Genomic DNA, 18565 nt, shown 5'->3' with positions numbered 1-18565 from the left:
AGGCGGCTCGACCTCAGTCGAACTTGTACGCAGGCATCCCGAACTCGGTCAGATCGCATCCGTCCTTCTGCTGCTCGCGCGGAAGCCCCGCGCCCATCAGCCCGTCGATCACGGTCCAGACCACCCAAGACACCGTCGCCGCGAAACCGCCCACGGCCACCACGCCCAGCGCCTGAACGGCAAGGCTGGCGTCGGGGTTCGAGAAAGCGACCGCGATGGTGCCCCACGCCCCTGCCGCAAGGTGCACCGGGATCGCGCCGACCGCGTCGTCCAGACCAAGCCCTTCCAGCAAGCGCGTCGCGCCCAGCATCGCCAGTGCGCCGACCGCGCCGATTGCCATTGAACTGGCCATACCGGGGGCCGCTGGCTCGGCCGTGATGCTGACAAGCCCGGCAAGCGCACCGTTCAGCATCAGCGGCAGGTCCATCTTTCCGGACCGCGCGAAGCTGACAATCGCCATTGCAAGGACGCCCGCTGCCGCTGCGGCGTTCGTGTTGACGAAGATGTTCGACACCGCCACCGCGTCTTCGACCGTCGAGAAAGACAGTTGCGAGCCGCCGTTGAAGCCGAACCAGCCCAGCCACAGGATGAACGTGCCCAGCGTCACGTAGGGCAGCGAGGACGGTGCAAGCGCCAGCGGCTGACCCGTCGGGCCAAAGCGCCCCAGGCGCGGACCAAGGATGACGATCCCGGTCAGGGCGACCCATCCGCCGACAGAGTGCACGATGGTCGAGCCCGCGAAGTCCGCGAAGCCCAGCGATGCAAGCCAGCCACCGCCCCAGGTCCAGTGTCCGACCGCCGGGTAGATGACCGCCGCCAGCACCACGGTCGAGGCGACGAAGGCCCAGAAGCGAACCCGTTCCGCCAGCGCACCCGACACGACCGATGCCGCCGTGGCCACAAAGACCATCTGGAAGAACCAGTCCGCGCCCGAGGCATGACCCGACAGGTCCGCCCCACTAAGCGCCGCCGCGTCGTCGGCGTGCCAGATGCCCGGAATGCCGATCAGCCCCGAAAGGCTTTCGCCGTACATCGCCTGATAACCGAAGAGGTAGAAGACGACCCCGGCCACGGCATACAGCGCGACGTTCTTGGCGCAGACCGCGGTGACCGACCGGTTGCGGACGCTGCCGGCCTCGAGCATCGCGAAACCGGCGGCCATGAACATGACCAGTGCCCCGCAGATCAGCAGAAACAGGGTGTTGAGAAGATAGGCCCCCGTGGCGTCCGCCAGCTCTGTGGCGGACGCGGGGCCTGTCGCCAGGGCCACCGCAAGGGCAGCACCCGGCACCAGGTATTTCCGTTTCATGTCGAAACTCCTTTTGCGCGGGGCCCTAGCCGGCCACCGCCATCTCGGGCAGCGCGCCGCCAGTGGTTTCAGGCAGGCACACCGTCTCGACGAGGCAGGCGCCCACCAAGTACGGGTCCGCGTTCGCACCGGGGCGGCGATCCTCGAAATAGCCGTAGCCCTTCAGCGCCACGGGCTGCGGGATGCGGATCGACGCGCCGCGATGCGCGATGCCCGAACGGAACTCTTCGATCGAGCAGGTCTCGTGCAGCCCGGTCAGACGCTCGGCCAGCCCCGCACCGTAGTTGCGGATGTGCATGGCGTGGTGCCGTTCCAGCGCCGTGACGGCGCGGTCGATGGCCGCCTTGCCGGTCTTGGGCGACCGGATCTCGGCGGTGGAGAAGTTGGTGTGCATCCCTGCCCCGTTCCAGTCGCCGACCATCGGCTTGTTGTCGAACGAGATGCGGCACCCGAACCGTTCCGCCTCGCGGTGAAGCAGGAAGCGCGCCAGCCACAGGTGGTCGGCCATGGTCAGCACGTCCGAGGGTTCGCCCTCGATGCCGCGATAGCCGATCTGGAATTCCCACTGGCCGGGCATGACCTCGGCGTTGATGCCGTAGATCATCAGACCGGCGTCGATGCAGGCCTTGGCGTGTGCATCCACAAGGTCACGGCCGAACGCCACGTCGGCGCCGACGCTGCAATAGTACGGTCCCTGCGGCGCGGGGAAGCCGTTGGTCGGGAAACCCAGCGGGCGTCCGTCCTGATAGATTGTATACTCCTGCTCGAAGCCGGCCCACGGCGCGGCGTCGGCCCCGGCGTCGGACAGCAATCCGCGCAGGTGGGCGCGCTGGTTGGTGGGATGCGGCTGGCCCTTGGCGTCCAGCACCTCGCACAGCACCAGCCAGTTGCCAGCACCGCGACGGGGGTCGGTGGCGATGCGCACCGGAACCAGCAGGCAGTCGGAATCGTCGCCTTCGGCCTGATTGGTCGACGAACCGTCGAAGCTCCACTCGGGGAAATGCGCCGTCTCGGGCTGATCCGGGACGCAGACGAACCGCGCCTTGGACCGCAGCTTCTGCGTGGGTTGGGTGCCGTCCAGCCAGATGTATTCGGCAAAACCGGTCGTAGTCATCTTATAATATCCTTCTTTGGATTTTTTGGGGGGGGGAGCAACTGGGCTCAGTAGAATCGCAACCGCGAGGCGGCGGCGACGTCGGCGCGGGTCAGGCCCACGTCATCGAGCAGGTAGTCGGGCAAGGCTTCCAGCCGCTGGTAATCCCGGCGGCTGCGGAAGTAGCCGAAAAGCGTCGCCACTATGGACGGGCGGCGCCGACGGTGGCGCAGGTGCGCCTGCGACTGTCCGACAATGCTGCGATAGGAAAGGTCTAGGCCGGTAAAGGCCATCGCCATCTGATTGTTGTACATCTTGAATCTCCAATGGTTACGAGGCGGCCCGCCGCAATGCGCGGACCTGTCTTCCCGCCCCCCTCCTCCAAGGGGCGTGGGATCGGGTGACGCCACGCGTCGGGCGCGGCTGTTCTGGGGTCGGGTCGGTTCCGCGGTCAGGACAGCAGGCGCTGTCTTTGCCGGGATCCGTGCAATTGCCCGCGCCTGCGGCGGGCAAGGTCGGTCAGCGACAGGCCAAGGTGCTCTTGCACCTGCTGCCGCAGGATTTCGGGTGTCTCGAAGCCGCAGGCGGCGGCGACCTGATCGGTCGTAAGCGCGCCTTCGGACAGAAGCTTGCGGGCATGTTCGACCTGCGCGATCTCGAAATACCGCGCAAAGGTCATGTGGCGCCCATCGGACCCGGTGCGCGGCGTCTCGCAGGGGCGGGCCGGTGCGGTCATCACCTCGGCGTGCGACCGCGCGATACGGTCAAGCCGCACAGCCTCTGCCCGGCAGATCGAAGCAAGGGCCGTATCCACATCGTCTTCGCATTTCAGAAGCGTACCGAACCCCAGCCCCATCAACAGCGCCCGCGCTGCGGCGTCCGGCCCGGCAAGACGCATCTCGCCGCGTACGCCCTGCATCAGCTTGCCGGCCACGACCAGCCCGCGCACACCGGCTCGTGTCAGGCGCCCCGCGTCTGACAGATCGACGATCAGGCGGGTCCAGCCTGCTTCGAGCACGTCCACCAATGCGTCGTACAACGGACCGGCGGCGCGGCGATCAATCTCGCCGTGGATCGAAAAGATAAGACAATCGCCAATGGTATCGGTTTTGAATTTCATGATCTCTGCTTTCTGGAACGCTTTCGCCGTCCCGGACGCGAACCGCCCGGGTTGGGAAAGGACATCGGGTTTGGTCAGCGGATGCGGACTTGCATCGGGGTGATGGCGCGGATGCCGTCGATCCCGCGCATCGCGGGGGGCACCAGCACTTCTAGGTCGGGGGCGTTGGCCGTCAGCGCCGCTAGCCCCTCTTCCAATTCGATCCGCGCCAGCATCTCGCCGATGCAGCGGTGCGGACCCAGCCCGAAGGCGGGATGATGCGGGGGCCGGTCCGCCCGGTGGATGTCGTACACATCGGGCCGCGCGCAGACGTCGGGATCGCGCAGGGCGGACAGCAGGCTGGCGCAGATGGTCGCGCCCTTCGGGATCGTCGCGTCCCCGAATGTCACCGGCCCGCGCGCATAGCGCGAGACCGAGGCCAATGGCGGTTCGACCCGCAAGGCTTCCGAGACGGCAGCCGGGATCAGGCCCGGATCGTCCCGCAGCCCCTGCCAGTCGCCGCCCGGCCCCGCGGCAAGCGCGACCGCCATCGCGAAGGCAGCAGGCGTGGCATCGGCGCCGCCAACGATCAGCCCAAGTACCTGATGCACAAGACTTTCGAACGGCACCTCGCGGTAGGCGTCCCAGTTCACGGCAAGGGCGGTCAGCAGATCGTTCTGCGGCGCCGCAAGCCGTGCGCGCAACTGCACCTCGATGAAATACACCAGCTCGACGACTGCATCCTCAAGCTCGGCGTGGGTCTCGTGCGGGTAGTTTCGGCTCATGGCCGGGGCCACGACCGACGCGCGGTGCGCGAAATAGGTGGCCTCAGCTTCCGGCAGGCCCAGCATGGCCGCCGTCAGCTCGGCTGGCAGCCGCGTCGCCATGCCGGCAAGGAAATCGAACGCCTCGCCGCGCGGCAACGCGGCTACCATCTTGTCGGCGGCAGCCCGTACTCGCGGACGGGCGGCAAGGATCTCGGCCCGCCCGAAAGCGCGCGAGAAAAGCCCGCGTTTGCGGCGGTGATCCTCGCCATTCGCGAACAGGAAGAAATCCGTCAGGAAGGTCGCGACGGCGCCCGGCGGAATGCCGTTCAGGCGAACGTAATCGACCCCGTCGATCTGTTGCGTGTCTGGATGCGTGAGAAGTTCGTAAACATCACATGCACGAAGGACCATGTATTGATCCCCTGCGCGCCGTATAATCCGATGCTGCGCCCGACGGGCGGCAATCTCGGCATGCGGATCGACCGCGAGAACATCAATCTCGACGTCGACAATTTTTTCCGGCCACCGCGCCGCTATCTCATACATTTCTGCCTCCGTCGCAAAATATTTCCGGCGGCGCGCCCGTGTCTTGATCCGCGCCGTGCGATATTTCGAAAGAACGGCAATTCGCCGCCCACGAATCCCTTTTGACGGTGAAGCGTTGTTGTCAGCGTTGTCGGCGGGGTGGTAACGGGTACACGGGGACGTTGTATTTCTCGGAGCCTGAATTGCCCGAAGTCATGGAAATCTCGCTTTTCGGCGAGCTCAAAGTCATTTCGAACGGACGCGAAGTCCCCCTGCCCGCATCACGCAAGGCACGGGCGCTGCTGGCCTTTCTGGTCGCCACCGGGCGGCCGCACCGCCGCGAACGCCTGTGCGAGATGCTGTGGGATCTGCCCGACGACCCCAAGGCCGCGCTGCGGTGGTCGCTTAGCAAACTGCGAAAGGTGGTCGACACCGAGACGCAGCAGAGAATCATCGCAGACCGCGAACGGGTGCAGTTCGACATGGATGGCGTCGAGGTCGACGTGCGTTCCATGCAAGCCTGCCTGCGCGACCGCAACGCCGCGCCGTCGGTCGAGACATTGGAGCGGCTTGCCGGCACGTTGTCCCACGTGTTCCTCGACGGGCTGGACGGCGCAGGCGACGACGCGTTCGACAACTGGCTGACCGCCGAGCGCGAGGACGCGCGCATCGCCCGCGTCACGGTGCTGAAATCGCTTGCCGGTCATCCCGAGGTCGACAGCATCGCCGCGCAAAAGTGGCTGCGGCTGTGGCAAGAGGAAGACCCCGAGGGCGCGGAAGGGTTCGAACGAGAGGTGCCGAACCGCGAGGCGTCGAAAGCTTCGGCCCCGCGACAGGTGCAGCCGACGCGATCCTCTGGCCCGGTGCCGACCTTCGACGATCCGTCGCAGCGGATCGCCAACGCGCGCGCCCGTTCGCTGCAGGCCCAGCGCATCGGCTTTTGCGAGGTGCAGGACGGCACCAAGATCGCTTACGCCTCTATCGGTGAGGGGCCGCCGCTTTTGAAGGCCGCGAATTGGCTCAACCACCTCGAATTCGACTGGAGCAGCCCGATCTGGGGCAAAAGCTTTGCCGAGATCGCCCGCACCCGTACCTTCATCCGCTACGACGAGCGTGGATGCGGCCTGTCCGACTGGGACGTGGACGACCTGAGCTTCGATGCCTTCGTCGAGGATCTGGAAGCGGTGGCCGACAAGCTGGGGCTGAAACGCTTTCCCCTGCTGGGCATCTCGCAGGGGGCGGCGGTGTCGATCGAATATGCGGTGCGGCATCCCGAGCGGGTCAGCGGGCTGATCCTGATCGGCGGCTACGCGGCCGGATGGCGCCACCTAGCCACGCCAGAGGAACAGGCCCGGCGCGAGGCGGTGCTGACCCTGACCGAAGTCGGCTGGGGCACCGACAACCCCGCGTATCGGCACATCTTTTCGCAGACCTTCATGCCCGAGGCGACGCAGGAAGACCTTGCGTGGTTCGATGAATTCCAGCGCCTGACGACCTCGCCCGCCAACGCGGCGCGGTTCCAGAACGCGTTCGGGCACATCGACGTGCGGGACCGCTTGAAAAAGGTGAAAGCGCCGACGCTTGTGCTGCACTCGCGCCACGACCAGCGCATTCCGCTGGACCTTGGCCGCGAACTGGCCGCTGGCATCCCCGACGCGCATTTCGTGCCGCTGGAAAGCCGCAACCACATTCTGATGGATACGGAACCGGCCTGGCTGCACTGCGTGCAGGCCTCGGCCGCGTTTCTGGCGGAACACCGGATCTGAGGTGACCGGGCGCCGGTGAAAGGATCGGGAAAGGTCGGAGGACGCGCCGATGGGGATCGGACAAGATGGCGCGCCCTCCTTATCGCACGGTACGACGCTCACGGTCGCCGCCCGCACGAGGGGCAGCCCGGCCCAAGGGCAATGGGCCGAGCCGTCTGTCGAAGGCAGCCACTCCTGCCTTCGAAAACGCTTAGTTCAGGACGTGCCAGACACCGCCGACGCCATCGCCGTTGATGTCGCCCGGCTTGCGGTCACCCGCCCAGTAATACAGCGGCTGACCATCCAGGGCCCACTGCATCGCGCCGTCTTTGCGCTCGACAAGGGTGAACGCCCCTTCGGCCGACGCGCCCGCCGCGGCGATGAACGGCGGCCAGCTTTTGGCGCAGCCGCCATAGCAGTTCGAGGTGCCCGCCGTGTCGTTGTCGAAAATGTAAAGCGTCATGCCGTCACCATCGGCGAGGACGCCATTCGACTGCCCGGCCGGCGCCGCGATAGCGGCAGAGCTTGAAGCGGCCAGAACGGCGGCGATGAGGGTAAAGGATTTCATTGTCTCGTTTCCTTGGGTCTGCTGCCCGGCAAAGGCGCCGGGCGTTGAAATCGTCGGCGGTCTGGGTCAGGGACGCTGCAGTCCGCACACGCCCGCGCCACACCGACAGCCGATGTGTCCTTGTGGCTTGCCACCGTTGTCGCCACCGTTGTCAGATCGGGCCCAAGTGTCTGCGTGACCGTTGTTTTTTGGGTCTTCCAAAAGAAAAAGGGGCGGTCGACTTTTGGCCGTCCGCCCCCTGCCCGCGTGTGGTTTGGCTGGCCGCTACAGGATGAAATCCGCGAGGGTCAGCCCCTGCACGCCAAGGATATCGACCCGCATGTCGGTCGACCCGTCGCCATCCACGTCGATCCGCAGCACGGTGTCCCCGAACGAGTTCTCGAAGGTGCGCGCGCTGGGACCGTTCCCGGTGAACGAGCCGCCGATCGACAGGTCCAGCCCGCCGCCCGACAAACCGGACAGGTCGATCGCATCGATACCGGTTTCAAAATCCGTGATCGTGTCGCCCACCCCGTTGGGGCTGTCGGACAGCCGCGCGAAGACGAAGACGTCCTGCTCGCTTCCGCCGGTCAACTCGTCCGCACCCTGACCACCGATCAGCGTGTCGTTGCCGTCGCCACCGTCGATGAGGTCGGCGCCAAGCCCGCCGAAGATCCAGTCGTTGCCCTCGCCCCCGTTCAACTGGTCGATGCCAGATCGGCCCGCAATCGTGTCGTCGCCTTCACCGCCATCGACGATGTCGTCCCCGCGACCGGCGTCGATCACGTCATGTCCGCCCCGACCGTCGATCAGGTCGCGCGATCCGCCGCCCGACAGCCGGTTGTTGCCGTCGTTGCCGGCAATCTCGTTCTGCAGGCCGTTGCCGGTTCCGTCGATATCGTCGGCACCGCCGAGTTCGAGAATCTCGAAGTTGTCTTCCAGCGCATAGCTTACGTAAGTCCGGACCGTATCGGTGCCGAGGTTCTCGTTTTCTTCAAGCTGAATGGACGCGTCATCGATGATATAAAGGTCGTCGTTAAAGCTGCCGTTGACTTTGCCCACGACAGTACCGCCGCGCCCGTCGAAGATATCGTCGCCGAAACCAAGAAAGACATTCCCGACAAGGGTGCCCGAATTTATCACGACGTCCTGGTCTTCGCTGGTCTGGATCGAACCATGCTGGAACAGCGCGCCCGAGTTCGACCGGAATGTGCCACCCACGATCGTGCCCGTATTCACGATCCGGTTCGCGTCGCCGCCGGCAACGCTGGTGGTCGCGGCGAACAAAAGGATCGCAGTATCCTCAAACCCGATGATTTCGCCACTGTTGTGGATCACGTTGCCGCCGCGTTGGGTGATAATCGTCGGCCCGGTGTCGCCAGCCGACTGGATGATGCCGGTGTTGGTCAGGGTCAGGTTAGACACCGAACTCCCGTTGCTGCCGACGTCCACGACGTTCACGTCAGTGGCAGACATAACTCCGTTGTTGGTGACGGTCAGGCCCAGACCGGTCGAGCGAATGCCGCCAAAGAGGTCTCCGTTGTTGGTGACGACGACGTCGTCCCCGCTGGTCAGGACCGCTTCGTCGCCGAAGACCAGCGCGCCGCCGTCCGTGATCAGAATCGTGTCGTTCGCACCCGGGGTTTGCTGCGTTTCCACAAGCCCGGTGATTGTCGAAATTGCCATGTTGTCCGTTTCCCTTGCTTCCCCTCCGGGCGCGGGGGCGCGCGCGGAGGGGTGATGTCCAAAGACGACGCCCAATCAGCGTCGCCAGCACGCAAGGGCCGGACGGACCGTTGTAACCACCGTTGTATTTGAAGAGGCGAAACCGGGATTTATCGAATTTCTTGACCTTGGGGTCAAAAAAGCCACGCCCCATTGCCGCAAATGCCGTGGCTTTGCACGTTTCGCAGGCAGACCGTGAACGTATCGACCTTCCGATCGGTATGGTCTACGGTCCCGCTGACGCCGGATTCCCGCCGCACCCCATCGCCCCTCGCGCCTCAACCTCGCCCGTGCATGCGCCACGGACCCGGTTTCGACGACATCCGAGACACGCGACGGACAGTCCCGGCCGCCCCCGTATTGCGCGGCCCGTTCCCGGCCCGCGGGAGAAGACAGAGATGACAGATCAGACAGCCCCGGCCCGGGACGCCGCAGACCCGCGCCAGTTCCGCCGCACGAACAGCGTCGACCGCAAGCAGGGGCTGGGCGCCATCGCGCGGATCACCCGCATGTGCCTGAAATACCCGGGCCGTGTCGCGCTTGCGATGCTGGCCACGGTCGCGGCGGTCAGCATGCAGCTGTCGATCCCGCTGATCCTTGGCCGCGCGGTCGATGCGACGCAGGCGATGGCCGGGGACGGCGCGGACACCCGCGCACTGGTGCTGATCGCACTGACGCTGCTGGTGGCCTCTGTCCTGCGCGGGCTGTTCACTCTGGTGCAGAACTACACTGCGGAATCCGTGGGCCACGCGCTGGCGCGGGACCTGCGCAACGCGATCTACGACAAGATCCAGCGGCTGCCGTTCTCGTTCCACGACCGCACCCACTCGGGCGACCTGATCACGGTCGGGATGCTCGATCTGGAAGGCGTGCGGATGTACTTCTCGACCGCTCTGGTGCGCACCGTTCTGCTGGCCCTGCTGATCGGGATTGGGGCGTTCATGCTGATCTCGACGGACGTGGTTCTGGGTCTGCTGGCGCTGTCCTTCGTTCCCTTCGCCGCATGGCGCAGCTCGGTCATGCAGCTGACGCTGCGCCGGACGTGGCTGGTGCTGCAGGAGAAGCTGGGCGTTCTGAGTCAGGTGATGGAAGAGAACCTTGCCGGTATCCGCGTCGTGCGCGCCTTCGCCGCCGCCGACCACGAGATGGCCAAGTTCGACCGCGCGTCGAAGACCGCGCTGGACCTCAGCCACCAACGTGTCGACGTGCGGGTGCGGAACACGTCGATGATGACGCTGGCGTTCTTCATCGCGATGGGGCTGGTCCTGCTGGTGGGCGGCCGTCAGGTGGCAAGCGGTGACATCACCGTGGGTACGCTGGCCACCTTCCTGACCTTCATGACGATCCTGCAGATGCCGGTGCGCCAGCTTGGCCTGATGGTCAACGCCTATGCCCGCGCCTCGACCACCGGCGCGCGTCTGTTCGCGCTGCTCGACATGCCGATGGAGATCGACGACGCCCCGGGCGCGAAGCCCCTGGAGATCACAGAGGGCACGCTGACGCTGGAGAACGTCGGGTTTGCCTATGCCGGATCCGGCGACCGGCGCGCGGTGTCGGGGATCAGCTTCAGCGCCCGCAAGGGCGAGACGGTCGGCATCGTCGGCGCGCCGGGATCGGGCAAGACGACGCTGATGCACCTGCTGCCCCGCTTCTACGATCCGACCGAGGGATCGATCCGCATCGACGGGCAGGACCTGCGCGACGTGACCCTGTCGTCGGTGCGGCAATCGGTTGCGGTGGTGCAGCAGGACAGCTTCCTGTTCACCACCTCGATCGAGAACAACATCGCCTATGCCGAGCCCTACACGCAGGACCGTCGCATCCGGGGCGTGGCGGAATCGGCGCAGCTGCACGACTATGTGCTGGGCCTGCCGCGCAAGTACGACACCATCGTGGGAGAGCGCGGCGTGTCGTTGTCGGGCGGCCAGCGGCAGCGTCTGTCGATCGCACGCACGCTGATGACCGAACCCGCCGTGCTGATCTTCGACGACTCGACGGCGGCCATCGACGCGGGCACCGAAAGCCGTATCCGCGCAGCGATGAAGGATTATTCCAAGGATCGCGTGACCCTGATCGTGGCGCACCGGCTGGCGTCGCTGATGCACGCCGACCGCATCCTGTTCCTAGAGGACGGCAAGGTCGTCGAACAGGGCACCCACGAAGAACTGCTGGCCCTCGGCGGCCGCTATACCGCCCTGCACGACTTGCAGATGCGCCCCGAAGGCGACGTGCTGGACGAGATGGAGACGACACGATGAGCCCGACCCGTACCGGCGAACCCCGCGACCCCCACGACGACGGCCGCCCGCGGATGCGGGCCGTTGTCGGCTCGGACCGGATCGAGGAAGAGATCTTCGGCCGCGCCTTCGACGGCAAGGTCGTGCGGCGGATCTGGGACTTTGTCGGCCCCTACCGCAACCGCGTCTGGATCGCTGTCGCGGCGGTGATCATCTTCACCCTGTCCCAGCTGTCGATCCCGCTGCTGATCCGCTTCGCCATCGACCACGGCATGGCCGCCGACGCGGCTCCGGGCACGCTGACCCTGATCGTCGGACTGTTCGCGCTGGCCATCGTGATCAACTACATCGCGTCGCTGGTGCAGGAACGTGTGACGGGCCGCATGGCGGAACACGTCCTGTTCGACATCCGCCGCAAGATGTTCGGCCACCTGCAGCGCGTGTCGCTGTCCTTCATGGACAAGACCGAGGTCGGGCGCCTGATGTCGCGGCTGCAGGGCGACGTGAACTCGATGCAGGAATTTCTAGAGACATCGATCATGTCGGTTGGGGATATCCTGCTGCTGGTGGGCATTGTCGTCGTCATGCTGTGGCTTGACTGGCAACTGGCCGCGATGGTGCTGATGGCGCTTCCGATCCTGTTCGGCGTGCGGGTGCTGTGGCTGTCCAAGGCGCGCGCCGCCTTCATGGCCGCGCACGAGGCGAACTCGGTCACCAACGGCGCACTGGCCGAGGCGATCCACGGCGTGCGCGCCGTTCAGGCGATGGACCGGGCGGCGCTGAACGCGAAGCTGTACGGCGAGCTGGTCGACACCAATTACGCCTCTCACCTGCGCGCGTCGCGGCTGGCGCAGATCATGATCCCCATCGTGGACAGCCTGACCGGCATCGCGATGGCGGTGGTCGTGGTGGCGGGCGGCCTGATGGTCGTGTCCGGCCGGATCGAGGTCGGGGTGATGGTCGCCTTCCTGTTCTACATCCAGCGGTTCTTCGACCCGATCCGGTCGCTGACCATGCAGTATTCGGTGATGCAGCGCGCAATGGCCTCGGGCCACCGCCTGACCGAGGTGCTGGACGTCGAGGTCTCGGTCGAGGACGCCCCCGATGCGGTGGCCCTGACCAAGGACGATGACGGTTCGGTCGAGTTCCGCAACGTGACCTTCGGCTACAACCCCAAGCACCCGGTGCTGAAAGACGTGTCGTTCAAGGTGAACTCGGGCGAGACGGTCGCGCTGGTCGGCCCCACAGGGTCCGGCAAGTCGTCGTCGATGTCGCTGATCCACCGCTTCTACGACGTGCAGGACGGCGCCGTGATGGTCGGCGGCAAGGACGTGCGCGACGTGACGCAACACAGCCTTGGGCGCCACATCGCGATGGTTCTGCAAGAGCCCTACCTGTTCACCGGCACGGTTATGGACAACATCCGCTATTCCTCGCACTGGGCGACCGACGAGGACGTGATCGAGGCGACGAAGGCCGTCGGCGCGCACGACTTCGTCGCCGCCCTGCCCCACGGCTACGACACGATGCTGGAAGAACGCGGGTCCAACCTGTCGCTGGGCCAGCGGCAGCTTCTGTCGTTTGCCCGTGCGCTGGTGGCCGACGCCAAGATCCTTGTGCTGGACGAGGCGACGGCCAACATCGACAGCTATACCGAGATGCTGATCCAGAAGGCGCTTCAGACTCTGCTGGAAGGCCGCACCGGGCTGGTGATCGCGCACCGGCTTGCGACCATCCGCAACGCCGACCGGATCGTGGTGCTGCAACAGGGATCGCTGATCGAGGAAGGCAACCACGACGCGCTGATGGCAAAGAACGGTCTGTATTCGAAGCTGTATTCGTTGAACTATGCCAGCTTCGACGACCTGCCGGACGATCTGAGCGATGCGGATCGGGCGATGGCCACCTAGGCCACGCGCCCCTGTCTTCGTTGCGGCCTAGTGGGCCGTTGCCTCGGCCGTTTCGCGCCGCCAGTAGTTCGACGCCTTCAGGTTCTCGCCGGGATGGCCCAGCGCCTCCATCCGGGCGCGGGCCTTCGACACGTCCCCGGCTTCTGCCGCGACGAACACGAAGCCCTCGCCCTCGGGCAGATCCTTCAAGCCGTCAAGATAGCCGCCCAGCGTCTGGCCACGGTCGCGGCACAGCCACAGGACCGTCAGGTCGTCGTGATCGGCGAACGGCTGGATCTCGTCGTTGTTCGCGACCTCGATGATCGCCTCGATCCGGGTGCCTGACGGAAGTTCCTCGATCCGGCGGGCGATGGCCGGCAGCGCGGTCGCGTCGCCGATCAGAAGGTGCCAGTCGGTCTCGCCCTCGACAAGGAACGACCCGCGCGGCCCGCCGACACCCAGCAGGTCTCCGGGCTTGGCTTGGGACGCCCACGGCCCGGCGGTGCCCTCGTCGTGCAGCACGAAATCCAGCGTCAGGCGGCCCGCCTCGGCGTCGAAGGCGCGCGGTGTGAAGTCCCGCATCTCGGGCTTTTCGCCCGGCCATTCCAGCCCGCGTTCCCCCGACGTGGGGATCGGCAGGTCCTGCCCCGGACGGGGGAAGAACAGTTTCACATGGTCGTCGAAACCAAGCGACACGAAACCCTTCAAGTCCGGCGATTCAACGACGATGCGGGCCATGCCCGGGGTCAGACGCGTATTGGACACGACGGTCGTGCGGCGAAAACGGATCTCGTGCCGGACTCGGCGAGTGGTAATGGGCATAGGGGTGCCTTTCACAGATGTTACTGGAGGCTGGCGTCGGGCCCGGTCGGGGCTCGGCATTGCTTGCCGGTAGGGGGTCATACGGCCGCGACGGGAAATTCCGTCGCGGGGTGTCAGAAATGCCGTGCGGCGCCGGGTGTCAAGTCGCCCGCGCCGCACGGGATGGCGTCAGGCGCCAGCGTCGGTCAGTCGCGCAAGATCCTCGGACGACAGCTTCAGTTCGGCGGCCTTCGCAAAGCTTTCAACCTGCGCGACACTGGTGGCCGAGGCGATCGGCGCGGTCACACCGTCGCGCGCGATGACCCACGCCAGCGCGACCTCGGCGGGCTTGGCCCCATGCGCACCGGCGACGTCTTCCAGCACATCGAGAATGCGAATACCGCGCGGGTTCAAGTACTTCTCGACCATACCGCCCCGCTTGCGACCTTCCAGATCGTCCTTTGAGCGGTACTTGCCGGACAGGAACCCAGCGGCGAGGCTGAAATAGGTGACGATGCCGATGTCGTTCGCCATGCACAGGTCGCGCAGGCCGCCATCGACGGCGTCACGGTCGTACAGGTTGTATTCGGGCTGGATCACCTGATAGCTCGGCAACCCTTCAGCGCGCGAGGTTTCCAGCGCCGATGTCAGCAGCGCAGCGTCATAGTTCGATGCGCCGATCGCCTTGATCTTCCCGGCTTTCAGCAGCTTGTCATAGGCGCCCAGCGTCTCGGAATGCGTGACCTCAAGGTCGGGCCAGTGCGAGAAGTACAGGTCGACGTCATCGACGCCAAGGCGAGCCAGCGACTTGTCTGCCGCCTGAAGAATCCACGCCTCTGACAGGCCCTTTTGCCCCGCGCCGCCCATGTCGCTGCCGACCTTGGTGAACAGCTTCACCCGGTCGCGCATCCCCGGGCGCGCCCGGAACCACTTGCCCAGCATTTCTTCGGACTCGCCGCCCGAATGCCCGTCGGCCCACGCGGAATAGACATCGGCGGTGTCGATGGCATCGAAACCATGATCGACGAAGGCATCGAGAACACGGAAGCTTTCGGCCTCGTCCGTCGTCCAGCCCAGCACGTTGCCGCCGAACACGATGGGCCCGATCTGGAAGCCGGTGCTTCCCAAAGGTCTTTTTTCCATGATCTGTCTCCTGTGGTTTTCGGGGACGGCCCGACCCTTGGGTGCGGCTGCCGTCTTTTGAGACAGTTAGTTTTCGACGGCGCGATGCAACCCGCAGTGACGCACAGTCCATGTTTGCATCGGCCACTTCGCACCTGCCCGCCCACGTCATTCGGGCCGGTATCCGCGCAAAGGAGCCGTCTGGAGTTCACCGATACTTAACCGGCGATGGCGTAGCGTCCGACGCGGGGGAATATCGGAGGTTCTGGGATGCGGCACGACAGCACGGCGGCGATGGCGCTGCATGAATTCAACGGCGCGGGCGAGGCTCCTCCAGCGGTGCTGATCCTGGACGACCAGGAAATCGACCGGCTGCGTCTGCGGCGGGTCTGCGGCAAGGCTGGTCTACAGCCGGATTATTCAGAGGCCGCCACACTGGAAGAGTTTCGCGCGGCACTCGACGTTCGCCCCTATCAGGTGATCTTCCTCGACTATCATCTTGGAATGGACACCGGGCTGGACGCCCTGCAGATCGCCAAGGCGCACGAGCTTCAGGGCGATGCGATCCTGATCATGGTGACAAGCGTCGGCCAGCACGACGTCATCATCGAAGCGATGCGATCCGGCTGTTCCGATTACATCATCAAGGAAGAACTCGGGCCCGAGATGCTGCGCAAGGCGATCACCGGCGCGTTCGAACGGCGCATCCTGCTTGCTGCGCTTGCCGGGAACCAGCAGGTCGGCGACCTTGGCACCGCGCTGCAAAGTTTCCTGACCACCAGTGCGCCGGAACTGCAATCCATCCTGACGGAGATGATGCACGGCGTCTGGCGCATCCGGAACAGCGCCGGAAGCGACCCAGAGATGCGCAAGGACACGCTGGTGGTCACCCGGTCCTGCGGCGAACTCGCACGGTTCCTGGACGAACTGAAAGCGATCGCTGACGGCACCCACCCCATCGAGGGACCGGCCGGACGGCACGGTCAGGGTTAGCCCGCATGAGACTGCGTTCGAAAATCACACTGGCAGGTGTCGTGTCATCCGTGTTCGTTTCGGTGCTGTTCGCGCTGATGTCGGCACACTTCGTCCGGGTTCAGGGCAACGCAGAGGCGCGGCGCTATCTCAACGCCCGCGCCGCCCTGTATGCCGAACGGATCGAGGATGCCTTCAGCCGGATGCAGCGGGACGGCCACAGCCTGTCCGGCACGCCACCGGTGCCGGGGCTGATCCGCGCGATGCGCGCGCCCGACGGGCTTGATCCGCTGGACGGCACCTCTGCCGAACTCTGGCGGGAACGTCTGGCGCAGATCTTCAGCGCGGTTCTGCACAACACACCCCATTTCACCCAGATCCGCTATATCGGTATGGACGACAACTGGACCGAACTTGTGCGCGCCGACCGCAACGGCGACGACGTGCAGGTGGTCGCAGACGCGGACCTTCAGGCGAAGGGCAACGAACCCTACCTTGCCCCGATACGGTCCGGCACCGACACCGGGCCCTATTTCTCGAACGTGACGCTGAACCGTGAACACGGCCGGGACGAGGGGCCTCCGACCATACGCTACGTGGTGCCGGTGCATGATGCCGGCGGCAGCCTGTTCGGCGCACTGGTCATCAACGCGGACTACGAGAAACTGCTTCTGACGGCGACGCCGAACCTTGGGTCGGACTTCACTGTTACAGCCGTGACAAGCGCGCTTGATCACATGACGTGGACCGGCGACGGCGTGTCGGATCTTCGGTTCCACACCTACCCCGGGTGGACCCCTCCATTGCACGCCGCCCTGCTGCCCGCCGCCGACGGGCGGCTGGTCAGCACGGACAGTGCGGCGGTCGTCACCGTGCCGGTCTTCGAAGAGCGTCCCGATCGACCATTTTCGCTGTTCATCCAGACCGCGCTTCCGCTCAGCGTGCTGGAAGCCCCCGCGCATCGGGTGTTCGGGCTGGAGATCGCGGCGGGCGCCGTCGTCACCGCGCTGGCCGCCCTGCTGTCCTTTGTCCTTGGCCGCCAATTGACCCAGCCGCTGCACAGGTTGTCCGATGCGATCCGCGCCTACCGGGCGTCCGGGACACCGCTGCCCGACCTTCCCGCCGGGCGTGATGAGGTCGGCGACCTTGCCCGGGCCTTCCGGCACATGGCCGACGATCTGATCCGCGAAAGCGCCCGGTCGAAGGCGATGGTTCACGGCGTCGCCGACGCCATCTTTTCCGTCGACTCGAAGGGCCGCATCGAAGAGGCGAACCCGGTCGCCTTGGCCCTGTTCGGCTATTCCCGCGACGAACTGATCGGGAGCGACCTGTCGCTATTGGTGCCAACGGAAATCCGCGAGGCCCATCGCGGATTCGTCCGCGAAGCCGTGGTGCCTAGCCGCCGAAAGATGGGGTTCAACCGTACGATCCACGGGGTCCGGAAGGACGGAACCCGGGTGCCGCTGGAAATCACGATCAGCCGCGCCGTGTACGATGGCGCGGCCCACTTCATCGGCGTTGTGCACGACATCTCGGAACGGGTCGAAAGCCGCCGGATGCAGGTGTTGATCGAGGCGCTGTCGCGCTCGAACGAGGAGTTGGACAGGTTCGCCTACGTCGCCTCGCACGATCTGAAGGCGCCGCTGCGCGTGATCGACAACGCGTCGCGGTGGCTGGAAGAGGACCTTGAAGAGCACATGACGGACGACACGCGCGAAAGCATGACGATACTGCGCAACCGCGTGGTCCGGATGGAACGGCTGCTGGACGATCTGCTGGCCCATTCGCGTATCGGCCGGGTTCCGGTTACGTCGCAGATGATCTCTGGCACAGAACTGGAACAGGCACTGCGCGGACTGATCGACCTGCCGCCGGGGTTCCGGTTCGAGACCGGCGCAGACCTTGCCGGGATTTCGGTGCCGCGCATGCCGCTCGAAACGGTCCTTCTGAACCTCGTAGGAAATGCGATCAAGCACCACGACCGCGACACCGGAGAGGTTCGGCTGGATGTCGCGGAAACCCCCGAGGGGTACGAGTTCACGGTAACGGACGATGGCCCCGGCATCGCACCCGAGTATCATGAGAAAGTGTTCGAGCTGTTCCAGACCCTGCGCCCCCGCGACGCGGTCGAAGGCAGCGGTATGGGGCTGGCGATGGTGCGCAAACAGGCTGACGTGGTCGGCGGCCGCATCACCGTGGAATCGGACGGGACGCGCGGTACGTGTTTCCGCCTGTTCTGGCCGCGCGTGCCTCTGGTTGGGGAGATGGCCGCATGACCCGCAAGGATGACGTGATCGACAGCCCCCTGAGCATCATCCTTGTCGAGGATGACGACGGCGACGCGAAGGCCGTGACCCGCGCCTTCGCGCGGCTTGACGGGCAATGCTCGATCCTCCGCGTGCGCGACGGGATCGAGGCACTGGCCCTTTTGCGGGGCGAAAGCGGGCGCGCACCGCGGAACTATGTCCTGATCGCCGATCTTAATCTGCCGCGGATGGGCGGGATCGAACTGTTGCGGAAGATCCGCGACGATCCCGACCTGCACCGCGCTGTCGCCTTCGTCATGAGCACCAGCGCCGACGATCGCGACGTCACCGCCGCCTACGCCTATCAGGTGGCCGGCTATATCCTGAAACAGAAGGCGGGCCGGGACTTCGGCAGCCTTGTCACCACGATCAACCACTTCTGGCGGCTTGTCGAACTGCCCGACATGGGCGGCGGTGCGGGAGACTGA

General features: G+C 65.6%; 16 protein-coding genes. 7 read left to right on the top strand and 9 right to left on the bottom strand.

All coding sequences use genetic code 11. The features are described from left to right. Window positions 1–13: 13 nt before the first annotated feature. From P1K30_RS12270 to P1K30_RS12250, 5 genes are all read right to left on the bottom strand, one after another. The gene (locus P1K30_RS12270) at window positions 14–1309 is read right to left on the bottom strand and encodes an ammonium transporter family protein (RefSeq protein WP_275633032.1); all 1296 of its coding nucleotides are present in this window, start codon (window positions 1307–1309) and stop codon (window positions 14–16) included. Window positions 1310–1334: 25 nt separating this feature from the next. Then, window positions 1335–2423, bottom strand: a complete 1089-nt coding sequence (locus P1K30_RS12265; protein WP_275633031.1) for a glutamine synthetase beta-grasp domain-containing protein — start codon at window positions 2421–2423, stop codon at window positions 1335–1337. Between the two features lie 47 nt (window positions 2424–2470). Continuing rightward, a complete protein-coding gene (locus P1K30_RS12260; protein WP_275633030.1) occupies window positions 2471–2716 on the bottom strand; it encodes a DUF1127 domain-containing protein in 246 nt (81 codons plus the stop codon). A 137-nt stretch (window positions 2717–2853) separates the two neighbouring features. Further along, window positions 2854–3522 carry an STAS domain-containing protein gene (locus P1K30_RS12255; protein WP_275633029.1) on the bottom strand — a complete coding sequence of 223 codons (669 nt, stop codon included), beginning with the start codon at window positions 3520–3522 and terminating at the stop codon, window positions 2854–2856. A 74-nt stretch (window positions 3523–3596) separates the two neighbouring features. Next, a complete protein-coding gene (locus P1K30_RS12250) occupies window positions 3597–4679 on the bottom strand; it encodes a cytochrome P450 (protein ID WP_275633028.1) in 1083 nt (360 codons plus the stop codon). A gap of 30 nt (window positions 4680–4709) precedes the next feature. Here P1K30_RS12250 and P1K30_RS12245 point away from each other — a divergent pair, with 30 nt between their 5' ends. Further along, the gene (locus P1K30_RS12245; RefSeq protein WP_275633027.1) at window positions 4710–4919 is read left to right on the top strand and encodes a hypothetical protein; all 210 of its coding nucleotides are present in this window, start codon (window positions 4710–4712) and stop codon (window positions 4917–4919) included. An 89-nt stretch (window positions 4920–5008) separates the two neighbouring features. Then, a complete protein-coding gene (locus P1K30_RS12240; RefSeq protein ID WP_275633026.1) occupies window positions 5009–6559 on the top strand; it encodes a bifunctional AfsR/SARP family transcriptional regulator/alpha/beta hydrolase in 1551 nt (516 codons plus the stop codon). Between the two features lie 190 nt (window positions 6560–6749). Here P1K30_RS12240 and P1K30_RS12235 read toward each other — a convergent pair whose 3' ends face one another. Further along, window positions 6750–7106: a COG4315 family predicted lipoprotein gene (locus P1K30_RS12235; RefSeq protein ID WP_275633025.1), complete on the bottom strand. Its 357-nt coding sequence runs from the start codon at window positions 7104–7106 to the stop codon at window positions 6750–6752. A gap of 264 nt (window positions 7107–7370) precedes the next feature. Further along, the gene (locus P1K30_RS12230) at window positions 7371–8771 is read right to left on the bottom strand and encodes a calcium-binding protein (protein ID WP_275633024.1); all 1401 of its coding nucleotides are present in this window, start codon (window positions 8769–8771) and stop codon (window positions 7371–7373) included. A 437-nt stretch (window positions 8772–9208) separates the two neighbouring features. On the opposite strand from P1K30_RS12230, the gene P1K30_RS12225 reads away from it, so the two are divergent. After that, on the top strand, window positions 9209–11068 hold the full coding sequence (locus P1K30_RS12225) for an ABC transporter ATP-binding protein (protein WP_275633023.1): 1860 nt from the start codon (window positions 9209–9211) through the stop codon (window positions 11066–11068). Further along, window positions 11065–12957, top strand: coding sequence for an ABC transporter ATP-binding protein (locus tag P1K30_RS12220; protein WP_275633022.1), 1893 nt, complete (start codon window positions 11065–11067; stop codon window positions 12955–12957). The genes P1K30_RS12225 and P1K30_RS12220 overlap by 4 nt, the downstream gene beginning before the upstream one ends. Before the next feature lie 27 nt (window positions 12958–12984). On the opposite strand, the gene P1K30_RS12215 is transcribed toward P1K30_RS12220, so the two are convergent. Together P1K30_RS12215 and P1K30_RS12210 are read right to left on the bottom strand one after the other, a co-directional pair. Further along, window positions 12985–13758 (bottom strand): siderophore-interacting protein, encoded by a 774-nt coding sequence (locus P1K30_RS12215; RefSeq protein WP_275633021.1) that lies wholly within the window; start codon window positions 13756–13758, stop codon window positions 12985–12987. Between the two features lie 168 nt (window positions 13759–13926). Further along, the gene (locus tag P1K30_RS12210; RefSeq protein ID WP_275633020.1) at window positions 13927–14880 is read right to left on the bottom strand and encodes an aldo/keto reductase; all 954 of its coding nucleotides are present in this window, start codon (window positions 14878–14880) and stop codon (window positions 13927–13929) included. A 249-nt stretch (window positions 14881–15129) separates the two neighbouring features. Between P1K30_RS12210 and P1K30_RS12205 the strand changes: the two genes are divergently transcribed. The 3 genes from P1K30_RS12205 to P1K30_RS12195 are packed head-to-tail and all read left to right on the top strand — an operon-like array spanning window position 15130 to window position 18565. After that, on the top strand, window positions 15130–15852 hold the full coding sequence (locus P1K30_RS12205; RefSeq protein ID WP_275633019.1) for a response regulator: 723 nt from the start codon (window positions 15130–15132) through the stop codon (window positions 15850–15852). A 5-nt stretch (window positions 15853–15857) separates the two neighbouring features. Then, on the top strand, window positions 15858–18107 hold the full coding sequence (locus tag P1K30_RS12200; RefSeq protein ID WP_275633018.1) for a sensor histidine kinase: 2250 nt from the start codon (window positions 15858–15860) through the stop codon (window positions 18105–18107). After that, window positions 18104–18565, top strand: a complete 462-nt coding sequence (locus P1K30_RS12195) for a response regulator (RefSeq protein WP_275633017.1) — start codon at window positions 18104–18106, stop codon at window positions 18563–18565. Before P1K30_RS12200 ends, P1K30_RS12195 begins: the two co-directional genes overlap by 4 nt.

The sequence above is a fragment of the Psychromarinibacter halotolerans genome, from assembly GCF_029168315.1.
Lineage (GTDB): Bacteria > Pseudomonadota > Alphaproteobacteria > Rhodobacterales > Rhodobacteraceae > Psychromarinibacter > Psychromarinibacter halotolerans.
This window is presented reverse-complemented; position numbering and strand designations above follow the sequence as displayed.

Excerpts from the sequence above, each read along its gene's own strand:
- P1K30_RS12215 (WP_275633021.1), bottom strand. The coding sequence starts at position 13,758 with ATGCCCATTACCACTCGCCGAGTCCGGCACGAGATCCGTTTTCGCCGC.
- P1K30_RS12225 (WP_275633023.1), top strand. The coding sequence starts at position 9,209 with ATGACAGATCAGACAGCCCCGGCCCGGGACGCCGCAGACCCGCGCCAG.
- P1K30_RS12235 (WP_275633025.1), bottom strand. The coding sequence starts at position 7,106 with ATGAAATCCTTTACCCTCATCGCCGCCGTTCTGGCCGCTTCAAGCTCT.
- P1K30_RS12240 (WP_275633026.1), top strand. The coding sequence starts at position 5,009 with ATGGAAATCTCGCTTTTCGGCGAGCTCAAAGTCATTTCGAACGGACGC.
- P1K30_RS12210 (WP_275633020.1), bottom strand. The coding sequence starts at position 14,880 with ATGGAAAAAAGACCTTTGGGAAGCACCGGCTTCCAGATCGGGCCCATC.
- P1K30_RS12230 (WP_275633024.1), bottom strand. The coding sequence starts at position 8,771 with ATGGCAATTTCGACAATCACCGGGCTTGTGGAAACGCAGCAAACCCCG.
- P1K30_RS12220 (WP_275633022.1), top strand. The coding sequence starts at position 11,065 with ATGAGCCCGACCCGTACCGGCGAACCCCGCGACCCCCACGACGACGGC.
- P1K30_RS12270 (WP_275633032.1), bottom strand. The coding sequence starts at position 1,309 with ATGAAACGGAAATACCTGGTGCCGGGTGCTGCCCTTGCGGTGGCCCTG.
- P1K30_RS12200 (WP_275633018.1), top strand. The coding sequence starts at position 15,858 with ATGAGACTGCGTTCGAAAATCACACTGGCAGGTGTCGTGTCATCCGTG.
- P1K30_RS12260 (WP_275633030.1), bottom strand. The coding sequence starts at position 2,716 with ATGTACAACAATCAGATGGCGATGGCCTTTACCGGCCTAGACCTTTCC.
- P1K30_RS12205 (WP_275633019.1), top strand. The coding sequence starts at position 15,130 with ATGCGGCACGACAGCACGGCGGCGATGGCGCTGCATGAATTCAACGGC.
- P1K30_RS12245 (WP_275633027.1), top strand. The coding sequence starts at position 4,710 with ATGCTGCGCCCGACGGGCGGCAATCTCGGCATGCGGATCGACCGCGAG.
- P1K30_RS12250 (WP_275633028.1), bottom strand. The coding sequence starts at position 4,679 with ATGGTCCTTCGTGCATGTGATGTTTACGAACTTCTCACGCATCCAGAC.
- P1K30_RS12195 (WP_275633017.1), top strand. The coding sequence starts at position 18,104 with ATGACCCGCAAGGATGACGTGATCGACAGCCCCCTGAGCATCATCCTT.
- P1K30_RS12255 (WP_275633029.1), bottom strand. The coding sequence starts at position 3,522 with ATGAAATTCAAAACCGATACCATTGGCGATTGTCTTATCTTTTCGATC.
- P1K30_RS12265 (WP_275633031.1), bottom strand. The coding sequence starts at position 2,423 with ATGACTACGACCGGTTTTGCCGAATACATCTGGCTGGACGGCACCCAA.